Here is an 18,182-nt window from a genome sequence, read left to right on the forward strand (position 1 = left end):
CTCCTATTATTGGGTATGTTAGGCTATTAGCCGGTTTTTTGTTGAAGAGTTGCATAATGAATTATGCGCCTTGCTCTTCTTTTTGTTCTGCAACAGCTTTTGTTGCAAGTGCGAAATTGCGCACTGGAGCTTGAAGTACAGATAAAAGCATTGAAAGAAGTCCTTCGCGTGATGGAAGTTCTGCAAGTGCTTTTACATCTTCAGCTGAAGATACGTTACCTTCGATGATCCCTGCTTTAATTTCTAATTGTTCGTTCTTTTTAGCAAAATCGTTGATGATTTTTGCAGGAGCAACTACGTCTACGTTAGAGAATGCAACAGCATTTGGTCCAACTAAGAATTCGTTGATCGCATCAACACCCGCGATTTCAGTAGCACGACGTGTAAGTGAGTTTTTATAAACTTTGAACTCAACGCCAGCTTCACGAAGTTGTTTACGTAATTCCGTAACTTGTGCAACGTTTAAACCACGGTAATCAACAACTACTACTGAAGCAGCAGCTTTAAATTTACCAGCGATATCGTCTACAATTACTTTTTTTGTTTCGATTGCTTTGCTCATCTTGGCACCTCCTATAAGAATTGGCCATTTATACCGACAAAAGAAAAGCCTCTGATCTACGGATAGACACAGAGGCAGAAAGTCATCATCTAATTAGAATCTGAATTTACGTGTCCTCGGTAGGATATTAAGTGACAAGTCACTCCTACTGTCTTCGGTACAAATGTATATTACACAACAAAAGTCATCTTATCAGATAGACTATAGGTTGTCAATTATTATTTTACTGATTGAGCGTCAACTTTAATAGCTGGGCCCATTGTAGTTGTAACATTTACAGATTTCATGTAAACACCTTTTGATGCAGCTGGTTTAGCTTTTTGAATTACTTCAAATACTGCCATGAAGTTTTCTACTAATTTGTCGTCTTCGAAAGAAACTTTTCCGATAGGTGCATGAATAATCCCTGCTTTGTCAGCACGGTATTCTACTTTACCAGCTTTAATTTCTTCGATCGCTTTAGTAACATCAAATGTAACAGTACCAGTTTTAGGGTTTGGCATTAAACCTTTTGGTCCAAGTACTCGACCGATTTTACCAACTTCACCCATCATGTCAGGAGTTGCAACGATTACATCGAAGTCAAACCATCCTTGTTGGATTTTGTTGATATATTCCACGTCACCTACATAGTCTGCACCTGCAGCTTCAGCTTCTTTAAGTTTTTCACCTTTAGCAAAAACTAATACGCGTTGAGTTTTACCAGTTCCGTTTGGAAGTACTACTGCTCCACGGATTTGTTGGTCGTTTTTACGAGTATCAATTCCTAGACGGAAAGCAACTTCAACTGTTGCATCAAAATTAACTGTGCTAGTTTTTTTAGCAAGTTCAATCGCTTCTTTAGCTGAATACGTAGTATTTTTGTCAACTAATTTAGCAGCTTCTTGTAACTTTTTACCTTTGTTAGCCATTTTAAAATGTCCTCCTTGATAGTGGTTTTAGCGGAATAAACCTCCCACGTGTAAAGGTTGCAGTTATTCTAAGGAACAACTACAACCTTCCAAAAAACAATTGCTTCATATCAAAATCACATAAAGTATTAGTCTTCGATCGTAATACCCATGCTACGTGCTGTACCTTCAACCATCAACATAGCTGTTTCAACAGATGCAGCGTTTAGATCTGGCATTTTTTGTTCAGCGATTTCGCGAACTTTTTCACGTTTAACTGTCGCCACTTTAACGCGGTTCGGTTCACCTGATCCAGATTGAATTCCTGCTGCTACTTTAAGTAACACTGCTGCCGGCGGAGTTTTTGTAATGAAAGTAAAAGAACGATCTTCAAATACAGAAATTTCAACCGGAATGATTAGACCTGCTTGATCAGCAGTACGTGCGTTGAACTCCTTACAGAATCCCATGATATTAACACCTGCTTGTCCTAATGCAGGACCAACCGGTGGAGCTGGATTAGCTTTACCAGCAGGAATTTGTAATTTAACAACTTTAATCACTTTTTTAGCCACGAGACACACCTCCTTAAGTCCGTGATGTGGTAATTGGGTTGCCCCTCCCACTCAAATATCTGTCTCTCAGCTCTGCGCTGATAACATTTAGAAAATTCATGCAGACTTTTTTTCAGTCTGACCTTTGAAATGATACCACTTATCCATTTTTTTAGCAAGTATAAATTATACTTTAATTACTTGTTCGAAATCTAGCTCCATATTCGTTTCGCGTCCGAACATATCTATAGAAACAGTAACTTTTCCTTTTTCTGCCTCGATTGCTTCTACTTTACCTTGGAAATGAGCAAATGGCCCTTCTAGTACTTCTACTAATTCTCCAACTGAGAAATCTACCTCGACTTTGCGATCGTTCATACCCATTTGCTTCAGCATAGATTGAACCTCTTCTGGAGCAAGCGGTGTAGGCTTTGTCCCTCCACCTGATGAACCTAGGAATCCAGTTACTCCTGGTGTGTTACGTACTACATACCAAGCGTCGTCGGTCATGATTAACTCTACAAAAACATACCCAGGGAATGTTTTTCTTGTAACCACACGTTTTTTTCCATCTTTAAAATCTGTTTCTTCTTGTTCCGGGATGAACACTCGGAATATCTTGTCAGACATCCCCATTGTTTCTACACGCTTTTCTAAATTTGCTTTTACTTTATTTTCATACCCAGAGTACGTATGAACGACATACCAATTTTTTTCCATAGTGTCAGGACTAGACGTCCTTCCCTCCTTTTCTAAGACAAATGAAAAAACCCGTTCGTTGACTAAGACGGGCTATTTTCAGATATTTACATGCTACAAACTTATAACTCCAAGTACCAACGGAACAATTCAGAAATACCTAAGTCCACTACTGCAAAGAATACAGCCATTACCGCTACTGTTGCAAGCACAATGATTGTGTACCGTGTTAGCTCTTTGCGTTTTGGCCAACTTACTTTTCTCATTTCTGACCCTACGTTTTTAAAAAACCCACTAATATTAGCCATTTAGTTGAACCTCCACATGGAATATCTATCTTCTTACATACTCATAATGTTTGTTTGTGTACTGTATGAGCATTACAATGCGTGCAGTATTTTTTTCTCTCTATACGAACAGAACCGCTATCTTTAGACGTTGGAACTGTATAATTGCGATTACCACATTCTACGCAACTCAAGACGATTTTTTTAGTCATAATCTCACCTTTTTGGTGTATAAGTCTTTTTCAAGATTATCACCTTAGACTTACTGTGTCAACAAAATCCCAAATTATGCATAATTACTTCCAATCTCCATATAACGCTCTAGCTTACGCTTTACTCTTTGCAAGGCATTATCGATAGACTTAACATGTCTATTCAATTCCTCGGATATCTCTTGATAGGATTGGCCATCTAGATATAAGGAGAGCACCTGCTGTTCAAGCTCGCTTAAAATTTCACCCATTTTACCTTCCATGTAATCATAATTCTCTCTGTTTATGATTAACTCCTCTGGGTCGTCTACCACAGATCCTGCGATAATATCCATAAGTGTACGGTCTGATTCTTCATCATAGATCGGCTTGTCCAAGGAAATATATGAATTGAGCGGAATATGCTTTTGTCTAGTAGCTGTTTTAATAGCAGTAATGATCTGCCTTGTAATACATAATTCAGCAAATGCCCTAAAAGAAGAAAGCTTTTCCTCTTTGAAATCACGAATCGCCTTATATAGTCCAATCATTCCTTCTTGAAGTATATCTTCCTTATCCGCACCTATTAAAAAATAGGATCTACCTTTCATTCTTACAAATGAACGGTATTTCGTTATTAAATAATCTAGCGCTTCGGTGTTTCCTTGATGAACCATTTCTACAAGCTCTTCATCTAGTAAACTATCCAATTGTTGTAGATTCAGCTCTGTCTTTTCCAATGAAGTCACCTCAGCTAAATTAGACATATTTACCATCAGTATACAGGATTCAAATTTATAGCGTCAATGAGTCATTTCATTCCTCTTCGCCATTTTTCGAAAATTTCCGCTACTTCTTCTGATAAATCAATGGTCGAAGACGGCTTAGCTTCTTGGATATTCTTCACTTTTTTCGTAATATTCGAGGAAATAGAAATCATTTCAATTTCTAGCTCTCTTGCAGATTTTCTTAGCGCACCTTGTCCAAATATGACTCGTTGCTCTGTCATATCAGAGGTAGCAACATAAATTTGTACGCGTCTGCCACTTAACTCCCGAGTCATCTTTTCAATTCGTTCGTCTGCTGTTTCATTTTTTCTTGTAAAGATAATTTCCACATCATACTGTTTCTTTTTGTTTTCTATACCCGGTACTAGGTGGGCATCAAACACTACAATTACTCGTATACCAGTAAATGCTTTATATTCTGCCATTTGCTCGATTAGTCTATCTCTAGCATCTAGTAATTTATCATTTTTTAGTTTTCTTAACTCGCTCCATGCGCCGATGATATTATAACCATCGACAAGTAGAATCTGCATGATTTTATTGTTTAAGCGGGTTTCTTACGCGCAAAACTTCGTATAGAAGGATTGACGTAGCAACGGACGCATTCAAGCTAGTTACATGACCAACCATCGGCAAATGGTAAAGAAAGTCGCATTTATCTTTCAATAATCGACTCATCCCTTTTCCTTCACTTCCAATAATGAGTGCTAACGGGAGGGTAGCATCCATATTTCTATAATCTGTTGACTTCGCGGCATCTGTTCCTGCAATCCACACTCCGCGCTCTTTAAGCTCGTCCACTGTTTGAGCCAAGTTCCCGGCACGATAAACTGGCACATGCTCAATTGCACCTGTAGATGCTTTGGCTACTACTGCTGTTAACCCAACAGCTCTTCTCTTCGGAATGATAATACCATGTGCTCCTACCGCATCCGCAGTACGCATAATAGAACCTAGGTTATGTGGGTCCTCAATTTCATCTAAAATGATAAAAAGCGGATCCTCTTTTTTACTTGCAGCTAGATTAAATAAATCATCTAATTCTGCATATTTGTAAGCAGCAACTGAAGCTACAATCCCTTGATGATTTGCATCGGTTAGATTATCCAGCTTTTTCTTTGGGACAAACTGAACGATAATTCCTGCTTCCTTCGCCAATTGTATGATTTCTGTAACACCACTTTTTTGAATACCTTCAGCTATCCAGACCTTATTCATGTCTCTTCCAGAGCGCAGTGCTTCTACGACTGGATTTTTACCAGCAATAATTTCACCAGTTTGTTCGGATTTCTCTATCATTATTTTTTCTCTCCCTTTTGCCCATCGATAAATTCAATGGAAAATCGCAGCACCTCTTGCAAACGATCTGCTTGCTCACTTAAGTATAAGCTACCAATAACAGCTTCAAACGCTGTACTGTAATGATACGTCAAAACGTCTGTATTTTTAGGAACCGTTCCAGATTTGGCGTTTCTTCCTCTTCTTAAGACAGCCTCTTCTTCCTCAGTTAAGAAATTAGTGTTTAACATTTCTTTAACGATTGTTGCTTGTGCCTTGGCAGACACGTATTTTGTTGCTTCTTTGTGAAGGATGTTTGGTCTAACCCGCCCTGAGCGGATGAGGTGCTCTCGAACTACTTGTTCGAACACCGCATCACCCATATAAGCTAAGGCTAAAGAGTTAAGTTGCTTTACATCAGATAATTTAAATTCCACGAGGGTCACCCACGCTTCCATCGGATACCTTGGGCAGTATCTTCTAAAATAATATTCATTTCCTTCAGCTGATCTCTAATTTCATCCGCACGGGCAAAATTTCGATCTTTTCTCGCTTGGTTACGTTCTTCGATAAGCGCATCAATTTCTTCATCCAACACCTCTTGCTCCTTTGAAAGGGTAATTCCAAGAACTGCAGTTAATAAATCCAAAACGGATATAAATTGATTTAATACTTCTTCAGATGTTTGCTTTTCTAATAGATAAGTATTCGCTAGCTTAGATAATTCAAATAATGCAGCTATCCCATTGGCAGTATTAAAATCATCATCCATTGCTGTTTCAAATTGTTGCTTAACTTCTTGTATTTTGTGCAGCCATATATCATGCTGGTCACCTAAATCCGCTGTTGTATTCAAACGGTGAAGTACATTTTCATATGAAGTACGAATACGGTCTAACCCTGCCTCTGCCTGCTCTACAAGCTCTTGAGAATAGTTAATCGGGTTACGGTAATGTACGCTTAGCATGAAGAATCGGAGCACTTGCGGATTAATTTGCTTGCGAATGTCATTCACCAATACAAAGTTACCAAGTGACTTAGACATTTTTTCGTTGTCTATATTGATATAACCGTTATGCATCCAATACCTAGCAAAGGTTTTTCCAGTCCTAGCCTCAGATTGAGCAATCTCGTTTTCATGGTGAGGGAAAGTTAAATCCTGACCACCAGCGTGTATGTCAATTGTGTCTCCCAAAATCTCACGTGCCATTACAGAGCACTCAATATGCCAACCTGGTCGACCTTGCCCCCACGGACTTTCCCAGAATATCTCACCCGGCTTTGCAGCTTTCCATAGAGCGAAGTCTAACGCGTCTTCTTTCTTCTCTCCACGCTCAATGCGCGCTCCTACCTTTAAGTCGTCTACGGACTGATGAGAAAGCTTTCCGTACCCTTCAAACTTTCTCGTACGGTAGTAAACGTCACCTTGTGATTCATAAGCATAGCCTTTTTCTACTAACACTTTAATAAAATCTATAATTTCATCCATATGTTCCGTTACACGAGGATGGGAGTCTGCCTTTGTGCATCCTAGTGCCTCTACGTCTGCATAATAAGCTTTAATAAAACGATCCGTAAGCTCCGATACATCTTCACCGAGTTCGTTGGCTGCTTTAATAATCTTGTCGTCTACATCAGTAAAATTACTTACGAATGTCACATCGTATCCACGATATTGCAAATACTTTCGGACCGTGTCATATACGATAACCGGTCGTGCGTTACCGATATGGATGTAATTGTATACCGTTGGACCGCATACATACATCTTTACCTTTCCTTCTTCTATTGGCACAAATGGTTCCTTCTCACGTTTTAGTGAATTAAAGATTTGAATTGTCATGGCGATTGGCTCTCTCCTTTTCCTCTAGCAATTGAACTATTTCTTCCTGTAGTTGCTTAATCTTATCTTCCATTTCCTTGCATCGATCTGCAAATGGATCAGGAAGATCTTGATGATCTAAGTTTCTTTTTACCTTTTTACCATTTTGAATGACGACTACACCAGGTATGCCAACTACCGTAGAATCTTCTGGTACATCCTTTAGGACGACGGAGCCTGCTCCTACCTTACTGTTGTCACCGATTGTGATAGACCCCAACACCTTAGCTCCAGTAGCTACTAAGACATTATTCTTAAGAGTAGGGTGACGCTTTCCTTTTTCTTTACCAGTTCCCCCTAAGGTAACACCTTGATAGATCGTACAATCGTCTCCTATCTCACAGGTTTCTCCAATAACCACCCCTGAACCATGGTCGATGAAGAAGCGTCTGCCTATCACCGCTCCAGGATGGATTTCTATACCTGTAAAGAACCTGCTGATTTGGGAGATTAGCCTTGCAAGGAAAAACCATTTCCTTTTATAAAAGACGTGTGCTAACCTATGGCTCCAAACTGCATGTAAGCCTGCATAGGTTAATATAACCTCCAACTTACTAGTAGCAGCGGGATCCTGTTCAAACACTACCTCTATATCTTCTTTCATCCGCTCAAACACGATAATCACTCCTTTTTTCCATAAGAAAAGCGCAAGCGCCTATGTTTACCCCGACAGGCAAATGAAGAAAAGTGAGGAGGCAGTTCTTCATCCACCGCAACTTTTATCCATTTGATCCCGAGGGGCAAGGCGCTGAAGCTAGACATCTATTTATCCACAGGTTCAGAATTTTATAATTTCCTAAACAATAAAAAAAGTCTCTGTCTATAAATATAGACAGAGACGCTGTTTTGCGCGGTTCCACTCTGATTGGAAAGATATACACCTTTCCCGCTTCACATCTTTAACGCAGATGATACGTCCAGCCTACTAATCGTTCGGCTTGGCGCTCCGAGGTGCATTTCCATAACACATAGGTTCAGACCACTTTCAGCCGGTGATGGTCCTCTCTAAGGAACTTGCGTTACGTACTTCTCCTCTTCTTAGCTTTCTTTACTTCGTTCATGAATTACACTCATTTTCACACCTTGCAGTGGAAAAGTCAATTTTATTGTTTAGCGTATTTGGAAACTCTAGCAATTACTTTTTCTTTTCCGATTAAGCTAATTGCATCAGCTAATTCCGGACCATGTGTCTGGCCAGTAGTTACGACACGGATAGGCATAAATAGGTTTTTCCCCTTATGGCCAGTTTCCTTTTGTACTGCTTTAATCGATGCTTTAATTTCTGCTGGTTCAAATGTTTCTAGAGCCTCTAACTGTGCTTTAAAGGCAGCCATAACCTCTGGTACTTGTTCACCAGTCAATACTTCAAGAGCTTCTTCATTATATGCAACATCGTCGTTAAAGAACAATGATGACAACTCAATAATTTCTGCTCCAAAGCTCATTTGATCATGGTAAAGTCCTATTAAATTTGTAGCCCATACTTGCTGCTCCTCAGATAATTCCTCTGGAAGAAGCCCTTCTTTTTGTAGATGTGGCAACGCAAGCTCTACTACTTTTTCTAGTGGAAGTTGCTTAATGTATTGATTGTTCATCCAAGTTAGTTTTTGCTTATCGAACATTGATGGTGATTTTGAAAGACGAGCTACATCAAATTGTTTAATGAATTCCTCTTTAGAGAAGATTTCTTCTTCCCCTTCAGGAGACCAGCCTAATAGAGCAAAGAAGTTGAACATTGCTTCTGGAAGATACCCTAGGTCTTTATATTGTGCTACAAATTGTATGATTGATTCATCACGTTTAGATAATTTTTTACGGCTTTCGTTGATGATTAACGTCATGTGCCCGTACTTAGGATATTCCCAGCCAAAAACGTCAAATACCATTAACTGTTTTGGAGTATTTGATAAATGCTCTTCACCTCGGAATACATGCGTAATCTCCATTAAGTGATCATCTAATACTACTGCGTAGTTATACGTTGGAATGCCATTTGCTTTGACAAGAACCCAGTCACCAACGTCTTTGGATTCAAAGGACACAGTTCCGCGAACTAGATCATCAAATGTATACGTTACGTTTTCAGGCACACGCATACGAATCGTGTAAGGTATGCCTGCATTTTCCTTCTCTTGAACTTCTTCTTTCGATAAATGTCTGCATTTTCCGTTATACATCGGAGCAGCGACACCTTTTTCTTTTTGTTGTTCACGGTCAGCCTCTAGTTCCTCTGAAGAACAGAAACATTTATAAGCATGGCCTTTTTCTAGCATTTCTTCGGCATACTTTGTGTAAATATCTAAACGTTCCATTTGGCGATAAGGTTCATAAGGTCCACCGATATCTACGGACTCATCGTATTCCATTCCTAACCACTTTAAGTTGTCCAGCTGCGATAATTCTCCGCCTTCAATGTTTCGCTCGATATCTGTATCCTCAATACGAACGATAAATTTTCCGTTATGGTGGCGAGCATATAAATAATTGAATAATGCAGTACGTGCCCCTCCAATATGGAGATTTCCTGTAGGACTTGGTGCATAGCGTACGCGAACTTCTTTTGTCATTATAAATCCTCCTAATTATCTTACGTCTAAATTAAACCTTTATCTGGAAAGTGGAATTAATTTGTTTATAGACAACACAATTATTGCCTGTCACGTTTTAGTAGTAAACTTTATCTATTCTACCACTGCGTGTAGTATTTTTAAAGTTAGTCTTTTTTCATTAAAAGGATCGTCGCCATCGAAGCAATCCCTTCCCCACGCCCAGTAAACCCTAGCTTTTCAGTAGTCGTTGCCTTTACATTGACCTGAGAGACATCAGCTTGCAGAAGCTCTGCTACCTTTGAGCGGATTTGCTCTATGTACGGGGCCATTTTAGGCATCTGAGCTATTATCGTGCAATCTACATTTCCAAGTTTATAGCCTTTTGCATCTACTAGCTTCCAAATATACTCGAGCAATTTCGCCGAATCTGCATCTTTAAAGTCAGGATCCGTATCAGGGAAATGTCTCCCAATATCTCCTTCTCCAATTGCTCCTAGCGCTGCATCTGTAATGGTATGGAGTAACACATCTGCATCCGAGTGACCGATTAAACCTCTTTCATAAGGAATCGTTATCCCGCCTATGATTAATGGGCGGTTGTCTGCAAATTCATGTACATCAAAGCCTTGTCCTATTCTTAACAATTTATTTATCCTCCTGCTTTCGTTTATTTAAAATTACTTCCCCTAACAATAAGTCCTCTTGAGTGGTTACCTTTACGTTATCATAGGTACTCTCCACGATGTGAACATTTCCACCTTGCTTCTCTACTAGCATAGCCTCGTCTGTCCCTAAAAAGGATTCCTGCTCTGCGATTCTTTCGGCTTTTTCCAATACGTCATATTGAAAAGCTTGAGGTGTTTGGATAATCCAAAGGCTCTCTCGATCAACCGTTTCCTGTATTATACCATTGTGAACCTTTTTCATCGTATCCTTTGCACGTACTGCCGCAACTGCTGCGCCGAATTGATCAGCAGCTTGGACTAACTGATGAATGACTTCCTGCTGAACGAATGGTCTAGCAGCATCATGCACCAATACAATTCCTTTAGCAGGACTAGCCTTCAAGCCCGCATACACACTATGCTGCCTTTCAGACCCACCTTCTACAATGGCTGACACCTTTTGGATGGAATATTGCTGAAGCAGCTGTTCTATATATGATTTTTCTTCTTTTTTTATCGCTAAAACAATATGAGCACAGTCAGGGTCTTGTTCAAAAACTCTAAGCGTATGTATTAAAACTGGTATATTACTTAATTCGATAAAAAGTTTGTTGTGACCTGCTCCCATCCTTTTGCCACTTCCCGCGGCAGGTAAGATTACTGTATACAACATTAATTACGCACCTCCTATATTACAAAGAAAAAGGGTATGCTCCACAAAGGAAACACCCCCTCCTACTTATTTAGTTTCTTGGGGTTTCGCAAAGATCATTCGTCCTGCTGATGTTTGGAGAACACTCGTCACTTCCACATTAATAGCTTGTCCGATATAAGCTTTACCGCCTTCTACAACAATCATCGTCCCATCGTCTAAATAAGCTACCCCTTGATTATGCTCTTTACCATCTTTAATCACAACTACATGCATTATTTCCCCGGGAATAACTACCGGTTTAACGGCATTTGCTAAATCATTAATATTCAATACACGAACCTGATGCAACTCACACACCTTATTTAGGTTAAAATCATTTGTTACTACTATGCCGCCCATTTTTTTAGCTAGACGCATCAGTTTTAAATCAACTTCTTGAACATCCTCGAAGTCTTCTTCCACTATTAAAACCGCAGTGCTTCTTTCATCCTTTAATTTGTTTAGAACATCTAAGCCTCGGCGACCTCTTGTCCGTTTAAGTGTATCGGAAGAATCTGCAATATGCTGAAGCTCCGTTAGCACAAATTGAGGGACAACTAGCACCCCTTCCATAAAGCCGGTTTCAGAAATATCAGCTATTCTTCCATCAATGATCACACTTGTGTCCAAGAGCTTGTAAGTACCCAATGGTAGGGCCTGTTCTTCTTCCTCTGCTGTTTTTTTCTTCAATGCAGGGAGCTTAGAAGAGGGAGTGAACACATGTAGTAATTCATCTCTCTTTTTATAACCTACTTGGAATCCTAAATACCCTAAAATAATGGTCAATAGAACTGGAGCAACAGACCGAATGACTGGAAATTCAATACTCGACACCGCTGACCCTAAAAAGAAGGCTACGATTAAACCGATGACCATCCCTAACGTCCCAAACAACAAATCACCAATGGGTGCCTTTAACAGTCTTTCCTCCATCCATTTAATGAAATGAATTAAATAATCTGTTAAAAATAGCGCAGCTACATACAGCATGATTGCTCCGATCAATACAGAAACATATACATTGTTAATAAAAGAGTTGTTGGATAAATTAATCAGTTCATATAAGTGCGGTAAGAATAGCAACCCTAATGTACCACCTATTAATACAAAAGCAATTTGAATAATCCACTTTAACAAATATTCCACCTCCGTTTAAATTTTATTATACTTCCTTTTATGGCTCTATGCCTATTTTGACGTATGAGTAAGGCTAACCTATGCAGCAATACTAGTATCAAAAGTTTACTTATACATAGTTTACATTACCACTCAGAAGTATACGTATTTTAGAAAGCAGGTGGCAGTTTCCCACCACCGTATCTTCTCTCCTATTACCTCGAGTAGTTTGTCCTACTAGTCAGTTAAGAAAAAGCTTCCTTCATCACTTCATTTACTGATTCTACACCAATGACCTGAAGTCCCTTTGGATAGTCCCAGCCTCCCATATTCGATGCTGGGATGATTGCTCGTTTAAAGCCGAGCTTTGCAGCCTCTTGCACTCTTTGTTCAATCCTCGAAACTCGCCTTACCTCACCAGTTAATCCGACTTCTCCTATAAAACAGTCAGTTGAAGCAACACCTATATCTCTAAAACTAGAGACAATACTTACTAGGACGGCTAAATCGATGGCAGGTTCGTCTAATTTTACTCCACCGGCAACTTTTATATAGGCGTCTTGCGTTTGAAGTAGCAGTCCCATGCGTTTTTCTAGCACTGCCATCAACAAGGAAATTCTATTTTGGTCAATCCCAGTAGCCATTCTTTTTGGATAGTTAAAGCTCGACTGTGTGACTAGCGCTTGAATCTCTACTAAGATCGGTCTTGTACCTTCCATAGACGCGACGATTGCAGAGCCTGCTGCTCCATGAGAACGCTCCTGCAAAAATAACTCAGAAGGATTCAGTACTTCCTTTAGGCCCTGTTGTACCATTTCAAAAATAGCAATCTCATTAGTCGACCCAAATCTATTTTTTTGCGAACGCAATATACGATGATTGTGATGACGCTCACCCTCAAAATATAAAACCGTATCTACCATATGCTCGAGAATCCTTGGCCCGGCGATTTGCCCTTCCTTAGTTACATGACCAACTAAAAAGATCGCAATATTTTTAGTCTTCGCGATACGCATCAGCTCAGCAGTACTTTCACGTACTTGAGACACGCTACCTGGTGCACTCGTTACTTCTGGGTGATGCACAGTTTGTATAGAATCCACGATTACAAAACGCGGACTTACTTGATCGATTGTTTCATTTATCAGCTCTAGATTAGTTTCCGAATAGATATAAAGTTCGTTTGAAGTAACTCCTAGACGTTCTGCTCGGAGTTTCGTCTGGCGGATGGATTCTTCTCCAGAAATGTAGAGGACTCTTTCTCCCTTATTCGCAAGAAGTGCAGAAACTTGTAAAAGAAGCGTTGATTTACCTATACCTGGATCTCCCCCAATTAAAACTAGGGAGCCTGGCACAATTCCTCCACCTAAGACCCGATTCAATTCTACTAAATCCGTCTGTACACGAGGCTCATCGATCGTTTCAATAGATATAATGGGCGTTGCTTTTTGAGTGACTCCAGAGGAATGCTGAAAAGAATGTCTAGGCCCCTTAGAAACAACCTCTACCTCTTCCACCATCGTGTTCCATTCTCCACACCCTGGACATCTACCCATCCATTTCGCAGCCTCATAGCCACATGAGTTACACATAAATTTCGTTTTCTTTTTTGCCATATAATCCTCCTATAAATAAGAAAAGCGTAATCGCCTGTTTTGCCCCGACAGGCAAATGGGGAAATGCGACGAGGCAGGTCTTCAGCCACCGCAGTATTTTTCCATTTGACCCGAGGGGCAAGGCGATGAAGCTAGACATCTTTAAAAGCGCAATCGCCTGTTCTGCCCCGACAGGCAAATGGGGAAATGCGAGGAGGCAGTTCTTCAGCCACCGCAAACGCTTTTGTTTGCGACGAGCTCGCGCAGGAGCAGTATTTTTCCATTTGACCCGAGGGGCAAGGCGATGAAGCTAGACATCTCGAAAAGCGTATGTCCCTATGTTGCAAAGCTATGTAAAAAAAGGCATTCCGGTGATCTCGGAATGCCTATATTATTAACTTTCTGTGACAGGCTCTGTTGTTCGAACAACAAATTCGTCATTTTCTACATCAAATACTACACGCTGACCCGTTAAGACTTCACCTTTTAACAGTTCCTCTGAAAGACGATCTTCCACATGCTTTTGTAATGCACGGCGCAACGGACGTGCTCCATATGTTGGATCGTAGCCTTCTGTAGTAATTTTATCTTGAGCAGCTTCAGTAAGTACTAGCTCTATTCCTTGTTCTTTTAAACGCTTCGCTAGCTGCTCTGTCATTAATGTCACAATTTGTTTTAAGTGTTCCTTCTCTAATGAGTGGAATACAATCATTTCATCTAAACGGTTTAAGAATTCAGGACGGAATGCTTTTTTCAATTCTTCCAGCATTTTTCCTTTCATATCTTTATAATCCGTTTTTCCAGCTTCTTGTAAGTTAAACCCTACATGTTTATTGTACTTAAGTGCATCTGCTCCAACATTAGATGTCATAATCACTACTGTATTGCGGAAGTCGACTGTGCGACCTTTCGAATCAGTTAATCGACCATCCTCTAATACTTGTAAAAGTATATTGAATACGTCTGGATGTGCTTTTTCAATTTCATCTAATAAAATAACAGAATACGGTTTACGACGAACTTTTTCAGTCAACTGACCACCATCATCAAAGCCAACATACCCCGGAGGTGAACCTACTAAACGAGAAGTAGAATGTTTTTCCATGTACTCAGACATGTCTACTCGGATCATCGCGTCCTCGTCTCCAAACATTACCTCTGCTAAAGCACGAGCTAACTCCGTTTTACCTACTCCTGTAGGTCCTAAGAAGATAAATGAACCAATTGGTCGCTTCGGATCTTTTAAGCCTGCTCGAGCTCGTCGAATAGCACGAGAAATAGCATCTACCGCTTCTTTTTGTCCGATTACACGTTCATGTAATTTATCCTCCAGCTTTAACAACTTCTCGGACTCTGTTTGAGCTAACTTGGAAACAGGAATTCCAGTCCACATCGAAACTACAGCAGCGATATCCTCGACTGTAACCTCTGACTCTTCTTTTCCTTGTTTTTCTTTCCAAGTATTTTTCATAGTTTCTAATTTATCTTTAATCTTTTGTTCTTTATCTCGGAAAGAAGCTGCCTTCTCAAATTCCTGGCTTTGCACAGCTGCATTTTTCTCAGAGCGAACAGCCTCTAGCTTCGTTTCTAATTCTTTTAAATTAGGAGGAGTTGTATAGGAGCGAAGGCGAACCTTAGAACCTGCCTCATCAATTAAATCTATTGCTTTATCAGGCAAGAAACGATCTGAAATGTAACGATCAGACATTTTAACTGCCGCTTCTACTGCTTCATCCGTAATTTTCACACGGTGATGTGCTTCATAACGATCGCGTAACCCATAAATAATTTGTACAGCTTCCTCAGAAGAAGGCTCATCAACTTGGATTGGTTGGAAACGACGTTCAAGCGCAGCATCTTTTTCAATGTATTTGCGATATTCGTCTAATGTAGTAGCACCTATACATTGAATTTCTCCTCGAGCCAGTGCCGGTTTCAAGATATTAGAAGCATCAATTGCCCCCTCTGCTCCACCTGCACCGATTAAGGTATGAAGTTCATCAATGAAAAGAATAACATTTCCTGCTTGGCGAATTTCATCCATTACTTTTTTCAGACGATCTTCAAATTCACCACGATATTTAGTACCCGCTACAACAGTACCCATATCTAAAGTCATTACACGTTTATCTCTTAAAATTTCAGGAACCTCATTTTGTACGATTTGTTGTGCAAGACCTTCTGCAATAGCAGTCTTACCTACACCAGGCTCGCCAATTAGGACCGGATTATTTTTCGTACGACGAGCTAATATTTCAATAACACGTGTGATTTCCTTGCTACGCCCTATTACAGGATCTAGCGTACCTTCTCTTGCAATTTGTGTTAAGTCGCGTGCTAATCCGTCTAATGTCGGTGTACTAGCAGGAGCGACTCCGTTGTTATTACTATTGCTATGAGATTGATCGGAACTTCCTAATAATTGAAGCACTTGCTGACGCGCCTTGTTCAAGCTTACACCTGCATTGTTCAATACTCTTGCAGCTACTCCTTCTCCTTCACGGATTAAAGCAAGAAGTAAATGTTCTGTTCCAATGTAAGAGTGACCTAGTTTTCTCGATTCATCTACTGAAAGCTCAATGACTTTCTTAGCACGAGGCGTATAGTGAACGATTGGACCAACTTCCTCTGCCCCAGTTCCAACCAGTTCCTCGATCCCTGCCTCTATTACTTTAGGATCTACTTCGATTGCTTCTAATGCTTTTGCGGCAATTCCGCTACCCTCACGGATAAGACCAAGTAAAATATGTTCTGTTCCAATAGATTCATGCTTTAAACGAATAGCCTCTTCTTGAGCTAATTGTAAAACTTTTTGCGATCTTTGCGTAAATCGATTAAACATCATGCAGGTTCCTCTCCTTTTGTATTATCTTTTTCTCCTTTTTGCAAACGTTCCCTTAACAGCTTAGCTCGAAACATGTCACGCTCCGTGGCATTTAAAGTTGTGCCAGCGTACTTTTGTAAAAAACCAGGCTGCATAAAGATCATACATTCATTTAGGATGGACATATCTATATCCTTAATAAGTCCAATATCTATTCCTAAACGCACATCAGACAGACATCTTGCCGCCTCCTCTGTGGTCATTAGACGAGCATAGGATAAGGTTCCTAGCGAACGGTAAAGACGATCCTCCAATGTATTTGGGGAGTGCTGTAAAAGTGCGTCTCTTGCTTCTCTTTCTTTTTGAATAATTTGTTCTGCTATACTTTGAAGATCAGCAAGTATATCTTCCTCAGTCTTACCAAGTGTCGTTTGATTTGATACCTGATAAACATTGCCGAGCGCTTCACTACCCTCTCCATATATTCCTCTTACGACCATACCAAGCCGAGAAATAATGGTTACGATTCGATTCATTTGCTTTGTTTTTGTTAAAGCAGGTAAGTGCATCATGACAGATGCTCTAAGTCCTGTTCCAGTGTTTGTAGGGCAGCTTGTCAAATAACCAAACTGTTCGTCAAATGCATATGGTAATTCCTTTTCTAATAAACGATCTATTGTATCTGCCCGTTCGTAAGCTTGTTGGATTTGGAGTCCTGGAAATAGGCATTGAATTCGAATATGGTCCTCTTCATTCACCATGACACTAACAGACTCATCTTCTGATAAAAGGACCGATCCCGTATTTGGTGAATTTGCGAGCTTAGGACTTATTAAATGTTTTTCAACCAAGACTTGACGCCCTAGCTCAGATACATCTTTAATGTGCACAGATGTAAAATTTTTCTGTAATTCTTCATCTGCATCTAGCAGTGTGGAGGATACAGATTGGTCAATTTTATGCGCTTCGTCCTCTGTAAATGCTAGAGGGAAGCGAAAACCATTTAGGTTTCTCGCCAAGCGAATTCTGGTGCTCATCACGATGTCAGAATGTTCTCCTTCTCCTTCCATCCAACTAGATCTGGAATTATCTAAAAAGTTCTCAATCGACATGTGAAGCGTCACCTCCTCCGGCAAGTTGCTGTTCAAGTACTTTTACTTCATCTCTTAACTTCGCCGCATCTTCAAATTGCTCTTGCTCAACTGCCTGCTTCATTTGAGCCCTAATTGCTTCAATTCGTTTCTTTAAAGCTATTTTTTCACCAAGTCGCCCTGGTGCTTTTCCAATATGTGTAGTGTTGCCATTGTGTAGACGTTTTAGGGCTTGAGGTAAATGAGGACGGAAACTTTCGTAACATGAAGCGCATCCAAACTTACCTTCTTCTAGAAATCTCTCAATAGACCAACCACATTCATCACATTCAAGTGTTTTTTGTTGTTTTTGTTGAACTATCTGATCTGCTTGGTTAAACCAATTAGATAGAAGCTGATGAAGAGATAATGGGTCTTGTTTGTATTCAACATAAAACGGGTGGAGGCTATTGGCACAGACCTCACAATAATGTCTTTCAAAGTGTTCTCCGTTATGCACTTGTGTAACCGTCACTTT

Annotated in this window: 20 protein-coding genes and 2 other annotated features; all 20 genes read right to left on the bottom strand. The window is 40.0% G+C overall.

The annotated features are described in order from the left end of the window. Nucleotides 1-61: 61 nt before the first annotated feature. Nucleotides 62-562: a 50S ribosomal protein L10 gene (gene rplJ / locus NSQ95_RS18740; RefSeq protein WP_342560047.1), complete on the bottom strand. Its 501-nt coding sequence runs from the start codon at nt 560-562 to the stop codon at nt 62-64. A 32-nt stretch (nt 563-594) separates the two neighbouring features. Then, nucleotides 595-738, bottom strand: a sequence feature (ribosomal protein L10 leader region). Between the two features lie 42 nt (nt 739-780). Next, a complete protein-coding gene (gene rplA / locus NSQ95_RS18745) occupies nt 781-1,473 on the bottom strand; it encodes a 50S ribosomal protein L1 (RefSeq protein WP_169359380.1) in 693 nt (230 codons plus the stop codon). Between the two features lie 128 nt (nt 1,474-1,601). Beyond that, on the bottom strand, nt 1,602-2,027 hold the full coding sequence (rplK, locus tag NSQ95_RS18750) for a 50S ribosomal protein L11 (protein ID WP_169359381.1): 426 nt from the start codon (nt 2,025-2,027) through the stop codon (nt 1,602-1,604). Between the two features lie 165 nt (nt 2,028-2,192). After that, nucleotides 2,193-2,726 carry a transcription termination/antitermination protein NusG gene (gene nusG, locus NSQ95_RS18755; protein ID WP_169359382.1) on the bottom strand — a complete coding sequence of 178 codons (534 nt, stop codon included), beginning with the start codon at nt 2,724-2,726 and terminating at the stop codon, nt 2,193-2,195. Nucleotides 2,727-2,827: 101 nt separating this feature from the next. Continuing rightward, nucleotides 2,828-3,013, bottom strand: a complete 186-nt coding sequence (gene secE / locus NSQ95_RS18760) for a preprotein translocase subunit SecE (RefSeq protein WP_169359383.1) — start codon at nt 3,011-3,013, stop codon at nt 2,828-2,830. A gap of 41 nt (nt 3,014-3,054) precedes the next feature. Then, nucleotides 3,055-3,204 carry a 50S ribosomal protein L33 gene (gene rpmG / locus NSQ95_RS18765; protein WP_342560048.1) on the bottom strand — a complete coding sequence of 50 codons (150 nt, stop codon included), beginning with the start codon at nt 3,202-3,204 and terminating at the stop codon, nt 3,055-3,057. Between the two features lie 74 nt (nt 3,205-3,278). Next, nucleotides 3,279-3,950: an RNA polymerase sporulation sigma factor SigH gene (gene sigH, locus NSQ95_RS18770; RefSeq protein ID WP_169359385.1), complete on the bottom strand. Its 672-nt coding sequence runs from the start codon at nt 3,948-3,950 to the stop codon at nt 3,279-3,281. Nucleotides 3,951-3,994: 44 nt separating this feature from the next. Beyond that, complete coding sequence (locus tag NSQ95_RS18775) at nt 3,995-4,504, bottom strand: NYN domain-containing protein (protein ID WP_298472443.1); 510 nt, start codon at nt 4,502-4,504, stop codon at nt 3,995-3,997. A 4-nt stretch (nt 4,505-4,508) separates the two neighbouring features. Next, complete coding sequence (gene rlmB, locus NSQ95_RS18780) at nt 4,509-5,270, bottom strand: 23S rRNA (guanosine(2251)-2'-O)-methyltransferase RlmB (RefSeq protein WP_169359387.1); 762 nt, start codon at nt 5,268-5,270, stop codon at nt 4,509-4,511. After that, entirely contained in the window at nt 5,270-5,707 is a 438-nt protein-coding gene (locus NSQ95_RS18785; RefSeq protein ID WP_342560049.1) for a Mini-ribonuclease 3, read from the bottom strand. Before NSQ95_RS18785 ends, rlmB begins: the two co-directional genes overlap by 1 nt. Then, complete coding sequence (cysS, locus tag NSQ95_RS18790) at nt 5,692-7,092, bottom strand: cysteine--tRNA ligase (RefSeq protein ID WP_342560050.1); 1,401 nt, start codon at nt 7,090-7,092, stop codon at nt 5,692-5,694. The genes NSQ95_RS18785 and cysS overlap by 16 nt, the downstream gene beginning before the upstream one ends. Continuing rightward, nucleotides 7,073-7,747, bottom strand: coding sequence for a serine O-acetyltransferase (cysE, locus tag NSQ95_RS18795; protein WP_342560051.1), 675 nt, complete (start codon nt 7,745-7,747; stop codon nt 7,073-7,075). The genes cysS and cysE overlap by 20 nt, the downstream gene beginning before the upstream one ends. Nucleotides 7,748-7,962: 215 nt before the next feature. Continuing rightward, nucleotides 7,963-8,180, bottom strand: a binding site (T-box leader). A 54-nt stretch (nt 8,181-8,234) separates the two neighbouring features. After that, complete coding sequence (gene gltX / locus NSQ95_RS18800) at nt 8,235-9,698, bottom strand: glutamate--tRNA ligase (RefSeq protein WP_342560052.1); 1,464 nt, start codon at nt 9,696-9,698, stop codon at nt 8,235-8,237. A gap of 146 nt (nt 9,699-9,844) precedes the next feature. Continuing rightward, on the bottom strand, nt 9,845-10,324 hold the full coding sequence (ispF, locus tag NSQ95_RS18805; protein ID WP_342560053.1) for a 2-C-methyl-D-erythritol 2,4-cyclodiphosphate synthase: 480 nt from the start codon (nt 10,322-10,324) through the stop codon (nt 9,845-9,847). A 1-nt stretch (nt 10,325) separates the two neighbouring features. Further along, nucleotides 10,326-11,018, bottom strand: coding sequence for a 2-C-methyl-D-erythritol 4-phosphate cytidylyltransferase (gene ispD, locus NSQ95_RS18810; RefSeq protein ID WP_342560054.1), 693 nt, complete (start codon nt 11,016-11,018; stop codon nt 10,326-10,328). Nucleotides 11,019-11,084: 66 nt separating this feature from the next. Then, on the bottom strand, nt 11,085-12,176 hold the full coding sequence (locus tag NSQ95_RS18815) for a PIN/TRAM domain-containing protein (protein WP_169359394.1): 1,092 nt from the start codon (nt 12,174-12,176) through the stop codon (nt 11,085-11,087). 224 nt (nt 12,177-12,400) lie between these two features. Next, nucleotides 12,401-13,771 (bottom strand): DNA repair protein RadA, encoded by a 1,371-nt coding sequence (gene radA / locus NSQ95_RS18820; RefSeq protein WP_169359395.1) that lies wholly within the window; start codon nt 13,769-13,771, stop codon nt 12,401-12,403. A gap of 373 nt (nt 13,772-14,144) precedes the next feature. Continuing rightward, nucleotides 14,145-16,595 (bottom strand): ATP-dependent Clp protease ATP-binding subunit, encoded by a 2,451-nt coding sequence (locus NSQ95_RS18825; protein ID WP_169359396.1) that lies wholly within the window; start codon nt 16,593-16,595, stop codon nt 14,145-14,147. Beyond that, nucleotides 16,592-17,686 carry a protein arginine kinase gene (locus tag NSQ95_RS18830; RefSeq protein WP_298474074.1) on the bottom strand — a complete coding sequence of 365 codons (1,095 nt, stop codon included), beginning with the start codon at nt 17,684-17,686 and terminating at the stop codon, nt 16,592-16,594. The genes NSQ95_RS18825 and NSQ95_RS18830 overlap by 4 nt, the downstream gene beginning before the upstream one ends. Further along, the gene (locus NSQ95_RS18835; RefSeq protein WP_342560055.1) at nt 17,676-18,179 is read right to left on the bottom strand and encodes a UvrB/UvrC motif-containing protein; all 504 of its coding nucleotides are present in this window, start codon (nt 18,177-18,179) and stop codon (nt 17,676-17,678) included. The genes NSQ95_RS18830 and NSQ95_RS18835 overlap by 11 nt, the downstream gene beginning before the upstream one ends. Between the last annotated feature and the right edge of the window lie 3 nt (nt 18,180-18,182).

This window comes from Psychrobacillus sp. FSL W7-1457, assembly GCF_038593405.1.
In the GTDB taxonomy this organism is placed as follows: domain Bacteria; phylum Bacillota; class Bacilli; order Bacillales_A; family Planococcaceae; genus Psychrobacillus.